At 56.7% G+C, this 20365-nt stretch carries 23 protein-coding genes; 17 read left to right on the top strand and 6 right to left on the bottom strand.

Annotated elements, in window-relative coordinates:
- Positions 1-32 precede the first annotated feature (32 nt).
- The 17 genes from QQL78_RS13115 (at position 33) to QQL78_RS13035 (ending at position 14944) form a co-directional block, all read left to right on the top strand.
- On the top strand, positions 33-467 hold the full coding sequence (locus QQL78_RS13115; RefSeq protein ID WP_284374113.1) for an RrF2 family transcriptional regulator: 435 nt from the start codon (positions 33-35) through the stop codon (positions 465-467).
- Between the two features lie 121 nt (positions 468-588).
- Positions 589-1071 (top strand): 50S ribosomal protein L15, encoded by a 483-nt coding sequence (gene rplO / locus QQL78_RS13110; protein WP_284374111.1) that lies wholly within the window; start codon positions 589-591, stop codon positions 1069-1071.
- A gap of 122 nt (positions 1072-1193) precedes the next feature.
- A complete protein-coding gene (gene secY / locus QQL78_RS13105) occupies positions 1194-2558 on the top strand; it encodes a preprotein translocase subunit SecY (protein ID WP_284374108.1) in 1365 nt (454 codons plus the stop codon).
- Positions 2555-3199 (top strand): adenylate kinase, encoded by a 645-nt coding sequence (locus tag QQL78_RS13100; protein ID WP_284374107.1) that lies wholly within the window; start codon positions 2555-2557, stop codon positions 3197-3199. Before secY ends, QQL78_RS13100 begins: the two co-directional genes overlap by 4 nt.
- A gap of 265 nt (positions 3200-3464) precedes the next feature.
- Complete coding sequence (rpsM, locus tag QQL78_RS13095) at positions 3465-3833, top strand: 30S ribosomal protein S13 (protein ID WP_025045917.1); 369 nt, start codon at positions 3465-3467, stop codon at positions 3831-3833.
- 14 nt (positions 3834-3847) lie between these two features.
- On the top strand, positions 3848-4237 hold the full coding sequence (gene rpsK, locus QQL78_RS13090) for a 30S ribosomal protein S11 (protein ID WP_025045916.1): 390 nt from the start codon (positions 3848-3850) through the stop codon (positions 4235-4237).
- A gap of 113 nt (positions 4238-4350) precedes the next feature.
- On the top strand, positions 4351-5367 hold the full coding sequence (locus tag QQL78_RS13085; protein ID WP_025045915.1) for a DNA-directed RNA polymerase subunit alpha: 1017 nt from the start codon (positions 4351-4353) through the stop codon (positions 5365-5367).
- A gap of 132 nt (positions 5368-5499) precedes the next feature.
- On the top strand, positions 5500-5916 hold the full coding sequence (gene rplQ, locus QQL78_RS13080) for a 50S ribosomal protein L17 (RefSeq protein WP_284374102.1): 417 nt from the start codon (positions 5500-5502) through the stop codon (positions 5914-5916).
- Between the two features lie 133 nt (positions 5917-6049).
- Positions 6050-7363 carry a replication-associated recombination protein A gene (locus QQL78_RS13075; RefSeq protein ID WP_284374100.1) on the top strand — a complete coding sequence of 438 codons (1314 nt, stop codon included), beginning with the start codon at positions 6050-6052 and terminating at the stop codon, positions 7361-7363.
- A 48-nt stretch (positions 7364-7411) separates the two neighbouring features.
- Complete coding sequence (gene crcB, locus QQL78_RS13070) at positions 7412-7792, top strand: fluoride efflux transporter CrcB (protein WP_284374098.1); 381 nt, start codon at positions 7412-7414, stop codon at positions 7790-7792.
- Positions 7789-8835, top strand: coding sequence for an RluA family pseudouridine synthase (locus QQL78_RS13065; RefSeq protein WP_284374096.1), 1047 nt, complete (start codon positions 7789-7791; stop codon positions 8833-8835). The genes crcB and QQL78_RS13065 overlap by 4 nt, the downstream gene beginning before the upstream one ends.
- Positions 8832-9515 carry an HAD-IA family hydrolase gene (locus tag QQL78_RS13060; RefSeq protein WP_284374094.1) on the top strand — a complete coding sequence of 228 codons (684 nt, stop codon included), beginning with the start codon at positions 8832-8834 and terminating at the stop codon, positions 9513-9515. The genes QQL78_RS13065 and QQL78_RS13060 overlap by 4 nt, the downstream gene beginning before the upstream one ends.
- Complete coding sequence (locus QQL78_RS13055) at positions 9512-10225, top strand: ATP12 family chaperone protein (RefSeq protein WP_284374092.1); 714 nt, start codon at positions 9512-9514, stop codon at positions 10223-10225. Before QQL78_RS13060 ends, QQL78_RS13055 begins: the two co-directional genes overlap by 4 nt.
- A 206-nt stretch (positions 10226-10431) precedes the next feature.
- The gene (locus QQL78_RS13050) at positions 10432-11448 is read left to right on the top strand and encodes an amino acid ABC transporter substrate-binding protein (RefSeq protein ID WP_284374091.1); all 1017 of its coding nucleotides are present in this window, start codon (positions 10432-10434) and stop codon (positions 11446-11448) included.
- 135 nt (positions 11449-11583) lie between these two features.
- Positions 11584-12828, top strand: a complete 1245-nt coding sequence (locus QQL78_RS13045; RefSeq protein ID WP_284374089.1) for an amino acid ABC transporter permease — start codon at positions 11584-11586, stop codon at positions 12826-12828.
- A 1-nt stretch (position 12829) separates the two neighbouring features.
- Positions 12830-14128 (top strand): amino acid ABC transporter permease, encoded by a 1299-nt coding sequence (locus tag QQL78_RS13040; protein WP_284374087.1) that lies wholly within the window; start codon positions 12830-12832, stop codon positions 14126-14128.
- A 48-nt stretch (positions 14129-14176) separates the two neighbouring features.
- Positions 14177-14944 carry an amino acid ABC transporter ATP-binding protein gene (locus QQL78_RS13035; RefSeq protein WP_284374085.1) on the top strand — a complete coding sequence of 256 codons (768 nt, stop codon included), beginning with the start codon at positions 14177-14179 and terminating at the stop codon, positions 14942-14944.
- A gap of 33 nt (positions 14945-14977) precedes the next feature.
- Here the strand turns inward: QQL78_RS13035 and QQL78_RS13030 are convergent, their stop codons facing one another.
- The 6 genes from QQL78_RS13030 to yidC are packed head-to-tail and all read right to left on the bottom strand — an operon-like array spanning position 14978 to position 20237.
- A complete protein-coding gene (locus tag QQL78_RS13030) occupies positions 14978-15469 on the bottom strand; it encodes a SixA phosphatase family protein (RefSeq protein WP_284374083.1) in 492 nt (163 codons plus the stop codon).
- Between the two features lie 2 nt (positions 15470-15471).
- Complete coding sequence (locus QQL78_RS13025; protein WP_284374081.1) at positions 15472-16125, bottom strand: ferredoxin; 654 nt, start codon at positions 16123-16125, stop codon at positions 15472-15474.
- The gene (argB, locus tag QQL78_RS13020) at positions 16122-16985 is read right to left on the bottom strand and encodes an acetylglutamate kinase (RefSeq protein ID WP_284374079.1); all 864 of its coding nucleotides are present in this window, start codon (positions 16983-16985) and stop codon (positions 16122-16124) included. The genes QQL78_RS13025 and argB overlap by 4 nt, the downstream gene beginning before the upstream one ends.
- An 8-nt stretch (positions 16986-16993) precedes the next feature.
- A complete protein-coding gene (gene yihA / locus QQL78_RS13015) occupies positions 16994-17644 on the bottom strand; it encodes a ribosome biogenesis GTP-binding protein YihA/YsxC (protein ID WP_284374077.1) in 651 nt (216 codons plus the stop codon).
- Positions 17644-18381 (bottom strand): MOSC domain-containing protein, encoded by a 738-nt coding sequence (locus QQL78_RS13010; RefSeq protein WP_284375588.1) that lies wholly within the window; start codon positions 18379-18381, stop codon positions 17644-17646. The genes yihA and QQL78_RS13010 overlap by 1 nt, the downstream gene beginning before the upstream one ends.
- Positions 18381-20237, bottom strand: coding sequence for a membrane protein insertase YidC (gene yidC / locus QQL78_RS13005; protein ID WP_284374075.1), 1857 nt, complete (start codon positions 20235-20237; stop codon positions 18381-18383). The genes QQL78_RS13010 and yidC overlap by 1 nt, the downstream gene beginning before the upstream one ends.
- Positions 20238-20365: the final 128 nt, after the last annotated feature.

Genomic DNA, 20365 nt, shown 5'->3' with positions numbered 1-20365 from the left:
CTTTAATGCGCAAATGAAATACCAATAATAAAATGCAGATTGATAAGTTCTCCGATTACGCCCTTCGGGTCATGATGGTGCTGGCAGTACGCAGCCCGCAGCGGGCTTCCGCGCGCGAAATTGCGGGTGTTTTCGGGATTTCGGAAAACCATGTTGCAAAAATTGCCACTGCCCTTGTGCGCGAAGGTTATGTGGTGTCGCAAAGGGGGCGGGCAGGGGGGCTTAGCCTTGCTATTCCTGCGGCGGAAATTTCGGTGGGCGCGCTTTTGCGGCGGATAAAGTCGCAGCCACCTGTTGCGGAGTGCTTTGCTGAAAGCGGCTCCTGCCTGATTATGCCCGCCTGCGGGTTACGCAGCCCGTTGAAGGAAGCGCAGGAAGCATTCTTTGCGGTTCTGGATGGGTATAGCCTTGCTGATATTACCAAACAGCAGCGGGCGCTTGCGCGGCTGCTGCCAGAGCCCTCTTGATCAGAGCCGAAACCCCCTCTATACGCGCCCAGTGGCCCTGATTCCGGCCATCTTATTTGTAACGCCGCGTCTGCCCACTTCCCGTCGCTGGGGGGCATTTCCGGCAAAAGGAGAAGCGACAATGTTTAAGTTGAATGAACTTTCTGACAACCCGGGTGCAACCAAGAAGCGCAAGCGCGTTGGCCGTGGTCCGGGTTCCGGCACCGGTAAAATGGGTGGCCGTGGTATCAAAGGTCAGAAGTCCCGTTCAGGTGTGGCGATCAATGGTTACGAAGGTGGCCAGATGCCCCTGTTCCAGCGCCTGCCAAAGCGTGGCTTTAACAAGCCAAACCGCAAGTCCTATGCTGTTGTGAACCTGGGCCTGATCCAGAAATTCGTCGATGCCAAGAAGCTTGACGCGAAAAAGCCGATTGATGCGGCTGCGCTGATCGCTTCCGGTCTTGTCCGTCGCGAGCTGGACGGCATTCGTTTGCTGGCCAAAGGCGAGATTTCCGCGAAGCTGGATCTGCATGTTGCAGGCGCGTCAAAATCTGCTGTTGAAGCTGTTGAAAAAGCCGGCGGTAAGGTGACCTTGCCTGCAAAAGCTGAAGCAGCGGCAGAGTAACGCGGCCTTAAGGCTTGTGAGCGGGCGATGTCCCGCTTACATACTCACCTAAGTTTTCCCAAACGCCGCCCGCTGGAAAACAGCCGGGCGGCGTTTGCATAACCACGAAAAGAGATCGCAAAATGGTATCAGCCGTCGAGAACATGGCCGCCAACACCAGCTGGGCTGCGTTGGGCAAGGCCACGGACCTTCGAAACCGCATCCTGTTTACGCTGGGTTTGTTGATTGTCTATCGCTTGGGCACGTTTATTCCCGTTCCGGGCATCGACGGTGGCGCATTGCGTGACTTTATGGATCAGGCCGGTCAGGGCATCGGCGGCATGGTCAGCATGTTCACCGGCGGCGCGCTGGGGCGGATGGGGATCTTTGCGCTTGGTATCATGCCCTATATCTCGGCCTCGATCATCGTGCAGCTTCTGGGGTCAATGTATGGCCCTTGGGAGCAGCTGAAGAAAGAAGGTGAGCAGGGGCGCAAGAAGCTAAACCAGTATACGCGCTATGGTACTGTCACGCTGGCGATTTTGCAGTCTTACGGTCTGGCCGTGTCTTTGGAGGCGGGCGATATTGCCGCTGATCCGGGCCTTTATTTCCGCATTGCCTGTATGATCACACTGGTGGGCGGCACCATGTTCCTGATGTGGCTGGGTGAGCAGATCACCGCACGCGGTATCGGCAACGGTATTTCGCTGATCATCTTTGTCGGCATCATCGCCGAAGTTCCTGCCGCGATTGCACAGTTCTTTGCCTCTGGCCGTTCCGGCGCGATCAGCCCGGCGGTGATTGTGGGTGTGCTGCTGATGGTGGTGCTGACGATCATGTTTGTGGTGTTCATGGAGCGTGCTCTGCGCAAGATCCACATTCAATATCCCCGCCGTCAGGTTGGTATGAAAATGTACGATGGCGGCTCCAGCCACCTGCCGGTCAAGGTAAACCCCGCCGGTGTTATCCCCGCAATCTTTGCCTCTTCCCTGCTGTTGCTGCCGATCACCATCAGCACGTTTTCGGGTAATTCCACAGGTCCGGTCATGTCGGTTCTGCTGGCAAACTTTGGTCCCGGACAGCCACTGTATCTGTTGTTCTTTGTCGCGATGATTGTGTTCTTCACCTATTTCTACACTTTCAACGTCAGCTTTAAGCCGGACGATGTTGCCGACAATCTGAAAAACCAGAACGGTTTTGTGCCAGGTATCCGCCCGGGCAAAAAGACTGCGGAATATCTGGAATATGTTGTGAACCGCCTGCTTGTTCTTGGGTCTGGTTATCTGGCGCTGGTCTGTGTTTTCCCGGAAATCCTGCGCGGGCAATTCGCCATTCCGTTCTATTTCGGTGGGACATCCGTGTTGATTGTTGTCTCGGTAACAATGGATACAATTCAACAGGTTCAGAGCCATCTCCTCGCGCACCAATACGAAGGTCTGCTTGAAAAATCCAACCTGCGCGGTAAAGGTAAAGGTCCACGCAAAAAACGGAGCCCGTTACGTCGATGAATATTATTCTGCTTGGACCCCCAGGCGCGGGCAAAGGCACGCAAGCACGTCATTTGGTTGAGACACGCAACATGGTGCAGCTTAGCACCGGCGACATGCTGCGCGAGGCCAAGGACAGTGGCACAGAGATGGGCAAGAAAGTTGCCGAAGTCATGGCCCGTGGCGAGTTGGTTACCGACGAGATCGTCATCGGGTTGATCCGTGAAAAACTTCAGGGTGATGCAGGTGGCGGATTTATTTTTGATGGTTTCCCACGCACATTGACGCAGGCGACTGCGCTGAATGATTTGATGAAGGAAGAGGGCAAAAGCCTTGATGCCGTCATCGAACTGCGGGTGCGCGATGAGGCACTGGTGGCACGGATCGCAGGACGTTCGACCTGTGGTGCCTGTGGTGAAGTCTATCATGATGAGACCAAACCGCAGCCGGCGGATGGCAAATGTTCTAACTGTGGTGCGTCAGACTTCAAACGTCGTGCTGACGACAACGAAGAGTCCCTGCGCACACGGTTGATGGAATACTACAAAAAAACCTCGCCTTTGCTGGGGTATTACTATGCCCATGATCTGCTCAAGCGGGTTGATGGATTGGCTGACATCAAGGTGGTGCAAGCATCACTGGCAGCGATCCTCGACGGATAAGGCGAGTGCCGGACTTTTGCAAAGGTCCGGCCTGATTTCTTGTAAGAAATCGCCCCATGACACAGGTGTTACGCCCTTGGGTTGACGCCCTTTCGAAAACCAAATAGTCAGCGCTATCTCGAAAGAGAATCAATTTGCGGATTGGGTCGCACCCGTTCGCATGATCACCTGATCAGCTTTAGCCCGATGGCCGTAATCGCCTCGGGCTTATGTTGTGAAAAAAGGGTCTGGTACCACGGACCCGCAACGAAAAGGAATTGCACACGTGGCACGTATTGCCGGCGTAAACCTCCCGACTGCAAAGCGGGTTCCAATCGCCCTCACATATATCACCGGTATCGGTAACTCTTCCGCAGAAGCCATCTGCGAATCTGTTGGCATCGAGCGTTCGCGCCGTATCAACGAATTGTCCGACGCTGAAATCCTGAAAATCCGCGAGCACATCGACGAAAACTACACCGTCGAAGGTGACCTGCGTCGTGACACGCAGATGAACATCAAGCGTCTGATGGACCTTGGTTGCTACCGTGGCCTGCGTCACCGCCGGAACCTGCCGGTTCGCGGTCAGCGCACACACACAAACGCTCGCACCCGCAAAGGCCCCGCAAAGGCCATTGCCGGTAAGAAGAAATAAGGGAGACTGATTAGATGGCACGCGATGCACGCAAGACCAAGCGTAAGGTCTCCAAAAATATCGCCGCAGGTGTGGCGCATGTGAACTCTTCGTTCAACAACACAAAGATCCTGATTTCCGACGTTCAGGGCAATGCAATTGCATGGTCCTCTGCCGGTACAATGGGTTTTAAAGGCTCTCGTAAATCTACGCCTTATGCGGCGCAGATGGCTGCAGAAGATGTAGGCCGCAAGGCGCAAGAGCACGGTGTTAAGACGCTGGAAGTTGAAGTCCAGGGCCCCGGTTCCGGCCGTGAATCAGCGCTGCGCGCGCTGGCCGCTGCAGGTTTCAACATCACGTCCATTCGTGACGTGACCCCGATGGCCCACAACGGCTGTCGTCCGCCAAAACGCCGCCGCGTTTAAGCGACACAAGATGACGGGGTCTGCGTGTTTCATGCAGGCCCCATACCGCTTTTTTGAAACCTCGAGCGTAACTGCTGATCGGACATGCGGCAGATACAAGGATGGAGGGACATATGATCCACAAAAACTGGGCTGAATTGATCAAACCCGCACAGCTGGACGTCAAGCCGGGCAATGACCCTGCGCGTCAGGCCACTGTGATGGCAGAACCGCTTGAGCGCGGCTTTGGTTTGACCATGGGCAACGCGCTGCGTCGCGTTCTGATGTCGTCACTGCAGGGTGCTGCGATCACATCCGTACAAATTGACAATGTTTTGCACGAGTTTTCTTCGGTTGCCGGTGTGCGTGAAGACGTTACCGACATCATTTTGAACCTCAAAGGCGTTTCGATCCGCATGGAAGTCGAAGGGCCAAAGCGTCTGTCGATCTCGGCAAAAGGTCCTGGCGTTGTGACGGCTGGCGATATTTCCGAGTCTGCGGGCATTGAGATTTTGAACCGTGACCACGTGATCTGCCACCTTGATGATGGTGCGGATGTGTACATGGAGCTGACCGTAAACACCGGCAAGGGCTATGTCTCTGCCGAGAAGAACAAGCCGGAAGATGCGCCGATTGGTTTGATCCCGATCGATGCAATCTACTCACCGGTCAAGAAGGTTTCTTATGACGTGCAGCCGACCCGCGAAGGTCAGGTGCTGGATTATGACAAGCTGACCATGAAGGTTGAAACAGACGGTTCGATCACGCCGGATGATGCTGTGGCTTTTGCTGCTCGTATCCTGCAGGATCAGCTGGGCATCTTTGTGAACTTTGACGAGCCAGAATCTGCATCGCGCGCCGATGAGGATGACGGTCTGGAGTTTAACCCGCTGCTGCTGAAGAAAGTGGACGAGTTGGAACTGTCTGTGCGTTCGGCAAACTGTCTGAAGAACGACAATATCGTGTATATTGGCGATCTGATCCAGAAGACCGAAGCCGAAATGCTGCGCACGCCGAACTTTGGCCGCAAGTCCTTGAACGAGATCAAGGAAGTGTTGTCAGGCATGGGGCTGCACCTTGGTATGGACGTCGAGGACTGGCCACCGGACAACATCGAAGATCTGGCCAAGAAGTTCGAAGACAACTTTTAAGTTTACGTAAGGCGGGGTGAACCCCGCCCTACACCACGACCGGGCCGAAGGGCCCCAAGGAGAGTTGGCGCTACGCACGCCAGCCAGACAAAGTAAAACCGCCCGTAGAGGGCACATTTAGGAGACTACAACATGCGTCACGCACGTGGATACCGCCGCCTTAACCGCACACATGAGCACCGCAAGGCGCTCTGGGCGAACATGGCAGGCTCGCTCATCGAACATGAGCAGATCAAAACAACTTTGCCCAAGGCAAAAGAACTGCGCCCGATCATCGAGAAAATGATCACATTGGCGAAACGCGGCGATCTGCACGCCCGTCGTCAGGCTGCATCCAAGCTGAAAGAAGACAAATACGTTGCAAAACTGTTTGAAGTGCTTGGCCCACGCTACAAGGACCGCCAAGGTGGTTATGTCCGCGTATTGAAGGCCGGTTTCCGTTATGGCGACATGGCACCGATGGCGATCATCGAATTTGTGGACCGTGACCGTGATGCAAAAGGTGCGGGCGACAAGGCACGTATCGCTGCGGAAGAAGCGGCAGAATAAGAATTTTCGCATTTTGCGGATGGAAAGCCCTGCCTTCTGGCGGGGCTTTTTGTTTGGGATGTCGGATTTGAGTTTATTGGCAAGATGAAGCTGGGGTGTTGCGCTGTGCAAACGGGCCGCGCATATGTTTGGTATGGCTGATTTATTTGATAGCGGTGCTGCGGTGCCGGATAGCGCGCCGCGTCCTTTGGCGGACCGGATGCGCCCCAAGTCGATTGCAGAGGTGATCGGGCAGCAAAAGGTGCTGGGGCCGGATGCACCGCTGACGGTGATGTTGGCGTCGGGCAGTTTGTCATCGTTGATTTTCTGGGGCCCGCCGGGTGTGGGCAAAACCACAATCGCCCGGTTGCTGGCGGATGAAACCGATCTGCATTTTGTCCAGATCAGCGCAATTTTCTCTGGCGTGCCGGAGCTGCGCAAAGTGTTCGAAGCGGCAAAGATGCGGCGGCAGAACGGGCAGGGGACATTGCTGTTTGTTGATGAGATTCACCGTTTCAACAAGGCGCAGCAGGACGGATTTCTGCCCCATATGGAGGATGGCACAATCCTATTGGTGGGGGCCACGACAGAGAACCCCAGCTTCGAATTGAACGCGGCTGTGATGAGTCGCGCACAGGTGCTGGTGTTGGAACGCCTGTCATTGGCCGAGCTGGAACTGATGGCGCAGCGGGCAGAGCAGGAATTGGGCAAGGCCTTGCCGCTGGATGGCCCTGCACGCGAGGCGCTGCTGGAAATGGCCGATGGTGACGGGCGGGCCTTGTTGAACCTGATCGAACAGGTGGCTGCGTGGAAAACCGATCAGAAGCTGGATAGCGCCGCGCTTGGCCAACGGTTGATGCGGCGTGCGGCGCAATATGACAAAGGCGGGGATTCGCATTACAATCTGATCTCGGCCCTGCATAAATCGGTGCGCGGCTCGGACCCGGATGCGGCGCTTTACTGGTTTGCAAGGATGCTGGAGGGGGGCGAAGACCCGCGGTTTCTGGCGCGGCGGATCACCCGTATGGCGGTGGAAGATATTGGATTGGCTGATCCGCAGGCGCAGGCGGTTTGTTTGCAGTCTTGGGAAACCTATGAGCGGCTGGGGTCTCCCGAGGGGGAGTTGGCGCTGGCGCAGGCGGTGACCTATCTGGCGCTCGCGCCGAAATCGAATGCGACCTATGTGGCCTATAAGGGCGCGCGTAAGGCGGCCAAGCAGACCGGTTCGGAATTGCCGCCCAAGCATATTTTGAATGCTCCGACCAAGATGATGAAAGAACATGGGTATGGTGCGGGCTATGCTTATGATCATGATGCCGAAGACGGGTTTTCGGGGCAGGACTATTTTCCCGAAACCATGAAACGTCCGGTGCTTTATGCGCCTGTCGAGCGCGGGTTTGAACGCGAGTTGAAAAAGCGGCTGGAGTATTTCACCAAACTGCGGGCCAAGCGGGAAGATCAGGCCTGAAACGCCAGCCAGCTTGACAAATGCGCCGCAAAGGCGGACAGACCGGCCATGTTTTCAACGATGCTTCTTGTTGCGTTTGGCGGTGCCCTTGGTGCCGCGCTTCGGTTTTTGTCGGGGGTGGCTGTGCTACGCCTGACCGGACCTGCGGAATTTCCTGTGGCGATCATCACGGTCAATGTGATCGGATCGTTTCTGATGGGGGTCTTCGTGGTTGTTGCCGCGCAGCGTGGGCTGACGCATCTCAGCCCTTTTGTCATGACAGGGATCCTGGGTGGTTTTACAACCTTTTCGGCGTTTTCGCTTGAGACGGTGACGTTGATGGAGCGGGGCGCATTTGGCGCGGCCGCGATTTATGTGGCGCTGTCGGTGGTACTGTCCATCGTGGCGTTGATGGCGGGGCTGTGGCTTGCGCGAGGGGTATTGATATGAGCCGAGTTCAAATGCTTGTGGTTCAAGAAGGTGATGGCGATCAGCGGTTGGACCGTTGGTTCAAACGGGAATTTCCGCTGATTTCGCAGGGGCGTATCGAAAAGATGTGCCGCAAGGGGGATATTCGTGTGGATGGTGGTCGCGTCAAGGGCTCGACCCGGCTGGAGGTCGGCCAACAGGTGCGCATTCCGCCGTTGCCTGATGAAAAGGCCCCACCGCCGCCAAAACGTACGCGGGTGACGGATGCGGATGCCAAGATGATCCGGTCTTGTGTGATTTACCGCGATGATCATGTGATTGCGCTGAACAAGCCGCCGGGCTTGGCCGTGCAGGGTGGATCAGGGCAGGCGGACCGGCATGTGGATGCGCTGTCCGAGGCCCTGATGTTCGACATGGAAGAAAAGCCGCGGCTGGTGCATCGGTTGGATCGTGACACATCCGGTGTCTTGCTGCTGGCGCGCACACGCGCGGCGGCCAAGGCGTTGACGGCGGCGATGCGGCATCGCGAAACCCGCAAGATTTACTGGGCCATCGTGGCCGGTGTGCCAACGCCTTATCTGGGCGAGATCAAATATGGTCTGGTCAAGGCGGGCGGGCATGGCAAAAGCGGTGAGGGCGAAAAGATGGTCGCGGTGCATCCGCGTGACATCGACGACACGCCGGGCGCGAAACGGGCACATACGCTTTATGCGACGCTGTACCGTGTCGGGTCGCGGGCGTCTTGGGTGGCGCTTGAGCCGGTGACGGGGCGCACGCACCAGCTGCGCGCGCATATGGCCGAGATCGGGCATCCGATTGTGGGGGATGGCAAATACGGTGGTTCCGGTCAGGAAAACATGGGTGATGGCTGGGGTGCGCAACTGGGTGGGATGATCAGCAAGAAGCTGCATTTGCATGCGCGGTCGATGACCTTTATGCATCCGCACACACGCAAGGTACTGACGGTCACAGCGGAACTGCCGGATCACATCGCGCATTCCTTTGACACCTTTGGCTGGACCGAAGATCTGGCGGCGGATGATCCTTTCGAGAGCCTGCAATGAGCACACCGCTGCGTTTGGTGATCTTTGATGTCGATGGCACGCTGGTGGACAGTCAAAGCGATATCGTTGCGGCGATGACGGTTGCCTATGATGCCGTAGGCGCAGATGTGCCACCACGCGCGGAGATACTGGGCGTTGTCGGCCTGTCGCTGGATGTGATTTTTCCGCTGTTGATGCCGGATATGTCCCCGCAGGGACATGAGAAGATGTGTGAGGCCTATAAGAACGCCTATATGGAAATGCGTGCGCGGGCGGGTGTGCAACACTCCTCGCCGCTTTACCCCGGTGCGCTGGAGGTTCTGAACCGCTTGCAGATGATGCCGGATGTCCTGTTGGGCGTGGCCACTGGCAAATCCAAACGCGGACTTGATAAATTGATCGAAGGGCACGGGCTGGAAGGGGTGTTTGTCACCCAGCAGGTCGCGGATTTCCATCCGTCCAAGCCGCATCCCTCAATGATCCTGCAAGCCATGGCAGATGTCGGTGCCGAGGCGCGCGATACCGTGATGATCGGGGATACAAGTTTTGATATGGAAATGGCCGCAGCGGCAGGGGTGCGCGGTGTTGGCGTGAACTGGGGCTATCACGGACGGGACCGTCTGTCAGCGGCGTCTGTGCTGATTGATGACTTTGCCGGATTACCTGCGGTGTTGGATGAAATGTGGAAGGTGTCTGCATGAGTGACTGGAAAGCCAAACGTTTCTGGAAAGAAGCCACAGTTGAAGAGGGCAACGGTGGTTTCGAGGTCAAATTGGACGGGCGTCCGGTCAAAACACCCGCGAAACGCAGCCTGCTTTTGCCCACGCGGGCCATGGCCGAGGTGATTGCCGCGGAATGGGACGCACAGGAAGGCGAGATCAAGCCGCATCTGATGCCAGCGACTAAGACGGCCAATGCGGCGATTGACAAAGTCGCGGTGCAGCACGCCGAAGTGGCGGATATGCTTGCAGATTACGGTGATTGCGATTTGCTGTGTTATCGGGCCGAAGGACCGGCGGAATTGGTCGCCCGGCAGGCAGAACTGTGGAATCCGATGCTGGACTGGGCACAGCAGGCATTGGGTGTGCGGCTTGCCCTACGGGAAGGGGTGATGCACGCCCCGCAAGACAGCGCGGCGCTTGCGGTGCTGCGGGACAAGACACATGCGCTGTCCGCCTTTGAATTGGCGGCTTTTCACGATCTGGTCAGCCTTTCAGGGTCGCTTGTGCTGGGGTTTGCAGCGGCGCATCAGGCACGCGATCCAGAGGCCCTCTGGGATCTGTCGCGGCTGGACGAGATCTGGCAGGCCGAACAATGGGGCGTTGACGAACAGGCGGAAGAGATGGCCGCGGTCAAAAAGGATAGCTTTTTGCATGCAAATGCCATGTTCACGCTTTGTCGCCAGGTTTAAGGCAATGACCGCCTCTGGAAGGTGCATCCGTTAGGTCAGACTGCGGTTGACGCCCAAATATTTGGCGGAATCCCTTGACCTTCAAACGGGAATCCGACCACACTACCGCGCACTGATCGGATGAATCCGTGATGTATCGCCTCCGGTGCTCAAAGGCATCGGTTCAACCGCCCATCAACGTGGCGGATTATCAGGAAGAGGTAAAAATGAATAAATCTGTACTTTTCGGCGCAATGACAGTCGCCGCTCTGGCAGCTGGCGCTGCCGCTGCCGGGACGCTTGACGACGTAAAAGCACGCGGCAAGCTGAACTGCGGTGTCACAACCGGTCTGGCCGGTTTCGCGGCACCAGATGCCAATGGCGAATGGAAAGGCTTTGACGTTGCGGTATGCCGCGCGGTTGCCGCCGCCGTTCTTGGTGACGCAACAGCTGTTGAATTTGTCCCGACAACCGGCAAGACGCGCTTTACCGCGCTGGCTTCTGGTGAAATCGACATGTTGGCCCGTAACACCACATGGACCCTGTCCCGTGATGTTGACCTGAAGTTCGATTTTGTTGGCGTGAACTACTATGACGGCCAAGGCTTCATGGTTCCAAAGGCACTGGGTGTTTCATCGGCCAAGGATCTGGACGGCGCGACGGTTTGTATCCAGACCGGTACAACAACAGAGCTGAACCTGGCGGATTTCTTCCGTGCCAACAACATCAGCTATGAGCCAGTGCCAATCGAAACCAACGCGGAAGGCACACAGCAGTACCTTGCCGGTGCATGTGACACCTACACAACCGACGCATCTGGTCTGGCGTCCACACGTGCGACCTTCGAAAACCCAGGCGACCACACATTGCTGCCTGAAATCATTTCGAAAGAGCCACTTGGCCCGCTGGTCCGTCACGGTGACAACGAATGGGGTGACATTGTCCGCTGGACATTGAACGCACTGATCACAGCTGAAGAGCTGGGCGTGTCCTCTGCCAATGTGTCTGAAATGACCACATCCACAACAAACCCTGAAATCGCGCGCCTGCTGGGCAGCGAAGGTACACTGGGCGAGATGCTGGGTCTGGACGCCGATTGGGCCAAGCGCGCAATCGAGACACAGGGCAACTATGGTGAAATCTTTGCCAAGAACATCGGCGAAGACACACCAATCGGTCTGGCCCGTGGTCTGAACGCACAATGGACAAACGGCGGCCTGCTCTACAGCCCACCGTTCCGCTAAATACCACTGCCAAAGGGCGCGGATCATTCCGCGCCCTTTGAGCATCTTGCTTGGACGACCAACAAACACACCTGGCACGGGCGCGGATAGCGCGCTGATAAAAATCAACGGCCAGGGCTTACGGGGAAATTTTTGATGTCGACAACCACTGACCCTCAAGGGGGGACATTCCGGCTATCTATGCTGTTGAATGACTCTCGGTATCGGTCGCTGACGCTTCAGGCCATTGCGGCCATCATTCTAGCGTTGGCCATCTTCCAACTATATTCAAATCTGGCCGAGAACCTGCGCATCGCGGGTCTTAATATTTCCTATGCGTTTCTGGGAACACCTGCCGGATATGACCTGAACCAGACTTTAATCGACTATAACAGCCAGTCCAGCAACTTGCGGGCGGCCTTTGTCGGCATTCTGAACACACTCCTGGTTGCTGTTCTGGGGTGTATCACCGCCACCATCTTTGGTGTCATCGCTGGTGTTCTGCGCCTGTCAAACAACTGGCTGGTCAGAAAGCTGATGGCCTTTTACGTCGAGATTTTCCGCAACATCCCCGTGTTGATCTGGATCATCATCATTTTCACAATCATGACTGCCGTGATGCCTGGCCCGAAACTGTATCTGGGCGAAGACCCTGAGCGGGAACTGTTTGCCGGTCTGTTTGCCTTTACCAATCGGGGCATCTATGTGCCTGCACCTTTCTTTACCAACGGGTTTGGTGGCGAAGACGGCAGTGGCCTGAACTGGTTGCTGGTGATCGGGGTGCTTGTCGCCTCGTTTTTCGCAACGCGGTTTGTGTCCGCAAATGCCAATACCAAACAGGCCGAAACGGGTGTGCGTCCGAATACAACGTACATCAACCTTGCGATCTGGATTCTACCTGTTGTCATTGTTCTGTTCATCCTCGGTCTTTCTTGGGACCTGCCTGATCCGCTAGCCAACCGTTTTAACCTGCGTGGTGGGTTGCAGATTGGTGCGCCGCTGATTGCGCTTTGGTTTGCCCTGTCGATCTATACCGGTGCCTTCATCGCTGAAAACGTGCGGGCCGGTATTCAGGCGGTGTCTAAAGGCCAGACCGAAGCGGCTTCTGCATTGGGCTTGCGCCCCGGTCGCACGATGAGCCTTGTTGTCTTGCCACAGGCCTTGCGGGTGATCATCCCGCCGCTGATTTCGCAATACCTCAACATCACCAAAAACTCTTCTTTGGCGATTGTCGTGGGCTATGCCGATATCACTGCAACGCTGGGCGGTATCACCCTAAACCAGACAGGGCGCGCAATTGAATGTGTGCTGCTGCTGATGGCGTTCTACCTCATTATCTCGCTTCTGATTTCGATGGGAATGAACGTCTATAACAACGCCATGAAATTGAAGGAGCGCTGAGATGTCAGACACACATTCACACTCCGTCGCCTTTGTCCGTACCGAAACCATTCCCCAATCGGCACCACCGATCACAGCGGCGGGCCCGCTGAAATGGGGGCGTGACAACCTGTTTGCCACACCGGCAAATGGTATCCTGACACTGGTTGCATTGTTTGCCATCTATTTTGTCCTCTCGGCCACCGTGCCTTGGATGTTGAACGGGGTCTGGGATGCCGGCAGCCTGTCGGAATGCCGCGAGATCCTTGCCGGGACCAAAGGTGCCTGTTTCGCGGTGCTTGTGGATCGTTGGGACCAGCTGATTTTCGGCTATAGCTACCCGGCTGATGAATACTGGCGGCCAACGCTGGCATTTGTGCTGATGCTGGTGGCCATTGCGCCGGTGCTGTTCTTTGATCTGCCGCGCAAGCTGTTGATCGTGACGGGCCTGTTTCCCTTTGTCGCCTTCTGGCTGATCTGGGGTGGTACCATCTGGACACCGATCTTTGCCTTGGTTGGTTTTGTGGTCGGCTATTTTGTTTACGCCCGTTTCGTCACACAGAGCTTTGCAATCGGCTTTTTCGGCGGCATTGCAGCGGCGATGGTGACATGGTGGATTTCAGGTTTCATCGTTCCGACGCTGACACCGGAAGAACCCTTCCTGTCCTCTATCCCCTCCCGTGATCTGGGCGGTTATATGCTGAACATGATGCTGGGCGTGACCTGTGTGTCGCTGTCCCTACCATTGGGCATTGCACTGGCGCTGGGGCGGCAATCTTCGATGCCGCTGATCAAATACCTTTGCGTGATCTTCATCGAGTTCATTCGCGGTGTGCCGCTGATCACCCTGTTGTTTGTGGCTAGCGTGATGTTGTCCTACTTCTTCCCGCCTGAGCGCACGGTTGATCTGTTCATCCGCGTTGTGATCATGATCACGATGTTCTCTTCGGCCTATATCGCCGAGGTGATCCGTGGTGGCCTTGCTGCTCTGCCAAAGGGGCAATACGAGGCGGCGGATTCGCTGGGGCTGGATTATGCGCAGGCAATGCGGCTGATCATTCTGCCGCAGGCGCTCAAGATTTCCATTCCGGGGATCGTGAACATTGCTGTGGGCCTGTTCAAAGACACCACGCTGGTCTCGGTTATTTCGATGTTTGATATCATCGGCATGATCCGTGGACCGATCCTTGCCTCAACGGACTGGGCTGGCTTGTACTGGGAATTGTTCCTGTTTGCCTGTGCTGTCTTCTTTGTCGTCTGCTACGGCATTTCACAATATTCGCAGTGGCTGGAACGCCGTCTTGCGACAGATCACCGTTAAGCTGCGCTTAGGGCGCAAAGCGACAACGCATTAAAAGGAGGCTGAAAAATGGCCGAAACTGCAAAAATGAAAGTGTCGGACGAAGTTGCGATTTCGATCCAGAGCATGAACAAATGGTACGGCTCGTTCCACGTGCTGCGCGACATTGACCTGACGGTGTATCAAGGCGAGCGGATCGTGATCTGTGGACCATCGGGGTCGGGTAAATCGACGTTGATCCGGTGTATCAACGCGCTGGAGGAGCATCAGAAAGGGTCGATCGAAGTGGACGGCACACTGTTGTCCTCTGACCTCAAGAACATCGACAAGATCCGGTCAGAAGTCGGCATGTGCTTTCAGCACTTCAACCTGTTCCCGCATCTGACGATCCTTGAGAACCTGACATTGGCACCGATCTGGGTGCGTAAAACGCCCAAGAAAGAAGCCGAAGAAGTGGCGATGCATTACCTTGAGAAGGTGAAAATCCCGGATCAGGCGGGCAAGTTCCCGGGCCAGCTTTCTGGTGGTCAGCAACAGCGTGTGGCGATTGCCCGCTCCCTGTGCATGAAACCGCGGATCATGTTGTTTGATGAGCCGACATCGGCGCTTGACCCCGAGATGATCAAAGAGGTTCTCGACACGATGATCGAGCTTGCCGAGGAAGGCATGACCATGCTCTGCGTGACCCATGAGATGGGTTTTGCCCGTCAGGTGGCGAACCGCGTGATCTTTATGGATGAAGGTCAGATTGTGGAGCAGAACGAACCGGAAGAGTTCTTTAACAACCCGCAGTCCCCACGGACGCAGTTGTTCCTGAGCCAGATTCTGGGTCACTAAATCAGCGGCGGGGTGATCCCCGCCCCACAGGTATCAAAGATCGCGCGGCACTGTGAAGTGTCGCGCGTTTGCCTTTCCCCAATCCGCGTCTGTCCAATCTGTGATGTCAAAATCCGCCACCAGTGTTGCACCGGTGGGATAGGCCATGAATTTGAAGTGTTCCGGCAGGTCTGTCAGGATCGCCTCTGCCATCATGCCAATGCCGGGGTTGTGGCCGATCATCAAAACACACGCGCCCTTCGCCCCCCGTAGCGTTTTCAGGATTGCGTCCGCAGGGGCGAGGTAGAGTGTACGCAGAAATTGCGTGTTGATTTTCGGTGACAGGTTCAGTCCCGCCAGTGTTTCGCGGGTCCGTGCAGATGTGCTGATCAGGATTTCATCCGGTTCCAGCGCGTGACCGGCAAGCCATCCACCCAAAGCTGTTGCAGCCAGACGGCCACGCGGGTTCAACGGGCGGTCATGATCACTGGAGGGGCCACCGGACCAGTCGGATTTAGCGTGTCGCATCAGGATCAGGCGTTTCATTCTCAGGCTCCTTTGAACTGGCGCATATGATAGGCGGATTGTGCAGGCAAACGGCCAAACTTCTGCGATACGGGGCAGACGCGCCGGACGCTACATCCGGTTGAGAGGTTTGCGGCCCCTTCTGGGGTGTCGAGGAAGCTTTTGCATTTGGGCACATCATAGCCTGTCGGGGTCAGTGCGTCAGATAGGCAGGCGGTTTTACAGGGCTGCGCTGCACAGCTCTGGCAAGGGGATGGTGGTGGCGGGGGCAGGTCAATGTGATCGTGCAGTGCCAATGCCCCGCGAAATGACACAAACAGTCCTGCCTGATCATGCACCAGAAATTGTACGGGCGAGGCGTGAATGCGCCCGCTGCGCAGCGCCCATGAATAGAATGGCTGAAACGGTGCCCCGCCAAAAGGGTATAGCGGATGCGCGTCCAATGCGGCGGCCCATGCGTCAATGACGCGGGTGGACCAGCGGTCCATCGGGTTGGGCGCACGGTCCTGCCATTCCGGGGATTGGGTAAAGGCGGGCCAGAAGGCTGGTTCGTCCGGCCCCAGCAGGAGCAGCGTTTTACACCCTTTGGGAGCCTTGTCATTTGCTGTGGGGTGGAACCCGCCAAGCACTGTCAGGTGGCGGGCCTTGGCGGCCTGTTCAAGGGCCGCAAGTGTCATCCGCGCCGGATGATGCTGCCAGCACCATGTTCGGTAAACAGCTCCAGCAGGCAGGCATTAGGGGCCCGCCCGTCGAGAATAACCGCCGCCCGCACGCCGCCTGCCAAAGCGTCAAGCGCAGTTTGGGTTTTTGGGATCATGCCGCCAGCAATGCTGCCATCGGCAATCATCGCATCAATTTGAGAGGCCGTCAGTTCGGTCAGCACGTCACCCTCAGCATTTTTCACGCCAGCCACATCGGTCAGCAGCAACAACCTGTCTGCCTGTAGCGCGGCGGCAATGGCTCCTGCGGCGGTATCGCCGTTGATGTTAAAGGTTTCACCGTCCAGCCCCATGCCCAAGGGCGCAATGACGGGGATGATATCCTTTTCCGCAAGATCGCGCAGGATGCGCGGGTCAATCTTGACCGGCTTGCCTACCAGCCCTAATTCGGGGTCTTCGGGTTCGCAGATGATCAGGCCAGAATCTTTACCCGACAGGCCAACGGCGCGACCACCCTGTTCGGAAATCGCCTGTACGATGCGGGAATTCACCAGACCGGACAGAACCATCTCTACCACTTCCATGGTCGGGGCATCGGTCACCCGTTTGCCGTTCTTGAATTCGGATTGGATGTTCAACCGATCCAGCATGTTGTTGATCATTGGCCCGCCGCCATGCACGATAACCGGGTTCACCCCGACTTGTCGCATCAGGGCTACGTCACGGGCGAATTCATCCATCGCCTCGTCGCTGCCCATGGCGTGACCGCCCAGTTTGATAACAACAGTGGCATCCGCGTAACGTTGCAAATAGGGCAAAGCCTGTGACAGCGTTTGTGCGGTGGCAATCCAGTCGCGGTTCATGTCTTGTTTTCTCATGGCTTGGGTTATTCGAGCGTGGCAATGATGGCACGAAGCGTCGGGATGCCCCAACCTTTTTCCGAAGAGGTTACGACGATTTCGGGAAAGGCCGCAGGGTGTTTTGACAGCGCCCCGCGCACCTGATTCAGCACTTTTTCGCGGTCAACTTCCTTGACCTTGTCGGCCTTGGTCAGCACCACCTGAAAGGTCAGAGCGGAACTGTCCAGCAGGCTCATGATCTCCTCATCAACTTTCTTCACACCGTGGCGGGCGTCTATCAGAAGAAAGGCACGGCGCAGGGTCTGGCGCCCGCTAAGATATTGTTTCAACAGCCTTTGCCATTTTTCGACCACTGGAATCGGCGCATTGGCATAGCCATAGCCGGGCAGGTCGACGAGGTAATGCGCATCCGCTGCGGTGAAAAAGTTGATTTCCTGCGTGCGACCGGGGGTGTTTGAGGCCCGCGCCAGCGCTTTCATCCCGGTCAGCGCATTGATCAGGGTGGATTTCCCAACATTGGAACGGCCGGCAAAACAGACCTCCATCCGGTCCGGTTCGGGCAGGCCGTCCATGGCAACCACACCTTTGACAAAGGTGGTTTCACCGGCAAATAGCAGGCGCCCTTTTTCCAAGGTTTGCGGATCGGGCTCTTCGGCCACGGGGAAGGGGAGTTGCATCACAAAAGCTCCAGCTGGTCGCCAAGGGCAACATCGCCGCTTTGCGTCACTTCGACATAGATCCCGAAATCCTGATGGCCAAGGATGTTCAGCGCCCGCAAGGTGTCTACGTCAGACTCTCCGGTTTCGGGGTTTGCGGTTGTGGCTTTGCAGCGTGTGATCCGTTCCTTGACGCGCAACATCGCACTACCCAGACGCAGATCGCGGTCGATCCATTCAAACTCTTCCCAGGCGGCGGCACCGTCAAACCAAATATTACCACGCCAGCGCAGGGGCGACAGGGCGGATTGTGCCAATGCCTCTACCGCGTGATGTGAGGCCATATTGTTCAGCGAAACGGAAGCAAAGGGTGTATCGGTAAAACCCCGTGCAACCAGCTCGACAACACGCGCGGGCAGGGCGCGATCCTGTGGCACCAGCGGCATGACCCATGAGATCAGGCTGCCCGCATTCCGCACGGGATGCAGGGTGATTGGATCACGGTCGGGGTGGGTCAGCGTGACCATATCCGTTGCGTCGTCCAGCACAGCGTTGATCGCCATAAGCTGGGGCGCTTTTGCGCCCCGGCTGAAATTGGCGCAGGGGGCCCATTTGGTGCCGTCCGCCTTGGCACTGTCATGCGCCACAGCCCAGCGGCGGTCATTGGGCATGGCCTGGCCCGCTTCCAGACGTATCCGTTCCAAGGCCTCGCGGCCATGGCTTTTGATCGGATGCCGGTAGAGGGCGGTGACGCGCATCACTTTTTGCTCTTTCCTTTTGGCGCTTTGGCATCATTTGCCGCGACCGGGGTCTTGCGCTTAAAGCTGCTTTTGATGTTGCCCATCAGATCGGGTTTATAGCCCTGACTGCGCATGATCAGATATTGCTGCGTAAAGGTGATCGTGTTGTTCGCGATCCAGTAAACCACCAGCCCGCTGGCAAAGCTGCCCAGCATGAACATGAATACCCAAGGCATCCAGGCGAAAATCATCTGCTGGGTGGGGTCGGTGGGTGCCGGATTAAGTTTCTGCTGCAACCACATGGAGATACCCAGCAAGAGTGGCAGGATACCGATGAAGATCAGCGCCATGATGCTGCCGGGTTCCGGTGTGCCCCAGGGCGCGAAACCGTAGAAGTTGAAGATCGACGTAGGGTCGGGTGCGGACAGATCCTGAAACACGCCGAACCATGGGGCGTGGCGCAGTTCGATGGTGACGAAGATCACCTTGTAAAGCGAGAAGAAGATTGGAATTTGCAAGAGGATCGGCAAACAACCGGCAGCCGGGTTCACCTTGTTCTTCTTGTAGAGTTCCATCATCCCCTGTTGCATTTTTTGACGGTCATCGCCGGCGGCTTCCTTGAGCTTTTCCATTTCTGGCTGAAGCTCTTTCATTTTGGCCATGGAGACGTAGGATTTATAGGCCAGCGGGAACAAAACGGCTTTGATGATCAGGGTTAGACCAATGATTGCCCAGCCCATATTGCCGATCAGTTTGTTGATTTCATGCAGCAGCCAGAAGATGGGTTTGGTCAGGAAGAAAAACCAGCCCCAGTCGATGCTGTCGATGAATTTCGGCACGCCTGCGTCCTCGTAGTCGCGCAGGATCGCCCATTCTTTGGCCCCGGCAAACAGTTGGGTTGTGACCTCGGTGGAGGCACCGGCGGCGAGGGTCTGTGTCGGCAGGCGGGTGACGGCGCGATAAATGTCGCTGCGCGCGTCATAGGTCAGGGCCTGGTCAAATGTTTGTCCGGCATCGGGGATCAGAATCGCCTGCCAGAAATGGTCGGTGAAGCCGATCCAGCCTTGGGTCACATCCTCTTGCACAACGGCCTGACGGCCCCATTTCGCGTCAACCTCTGCTTCGGCGATGTCATCCCAATCGGTTTCCGAGAGTTCGCCGTCCGCGATGGCAACTGCGCCCTCGTGCAGGATGAAGAAGTTTTCCAGATCGTCAGGCTGTGTGTGTTGCACAATCATGCCGTAGGGGGCCAGCGTGATCGATGCCTCGCCATTGTTGGTCACCGTCTGCGTCATTGAGAACATAAAGTTCTCATCAACCGAGATTGTGCGGCCAAAGACCTGTCCGGCACCATTGTCCCAGCTGAGGGAGACAGGGGAGCCAACGCCCAGAACCTCACCGGCGCTGAGTGTCCATTCGGTGTCGGGGCCCGGAACCGCGTCTGCGTCGATGCCGGCACCAGCGGCCCAGCCCTGCAAGGCATAATAGGCGTCAAGGGAGCCCTGTGGGGACAGCATGGTTACAATGGGAGCGTCATCATCGGTTGAGGTGCGATAGCCCTTCAGTTGCAGATCGTCTATGCGACCGCCCAAAAGCGAAATTGAACCGATCAGGCTTGGAGTTTCGATCTTGATGCGTGGTGCCGCCTGAAGGGCCTCGACGCGAGTCTGCGGGCCGGTGCCAATAGCGGCGGGTGCAGTCCCCTCGGCGGTGGCGACGGGGACAGCGGCATCCGCAGGGGCATTTTCAGTGGTCTGAACCGTGCCATCAATTGGGGTGTCCGGTTCCGGCGGTGGAAAAAGGACAAACCAGACCAGGATCACAACAAAGCTGAGTGCAGTTGCGAGAATTAGATTTTTGTTCTGTTCGTCCATGGGGAGAGCCACCTGAATGTCTGCCGGAAACTAGGGTGGTTCAACAGAGTGCAGCCCTAAAGGTCAAGCGGATTCGGGTCAATTTCGGGCTTATAGGGCTTGGCACCGCAGGATATGCGCTGGCGGTT

It is taken from the genome of Sulfitobacter pacificus, from assembly GCF_030159975.1.
Lineage (GTDB): Bacteria > Pseudomonadota > Alphaproteobacteria > Rhodobacterales > Rhodobacteraceae > Sulfitobacter > Sulfitobacter pacificus.
The sequence above is the reverse complement of the archived record's forward strand: the minus strand, read 5'-3'. Positions and strand labels throughout refer to the sequence as shown.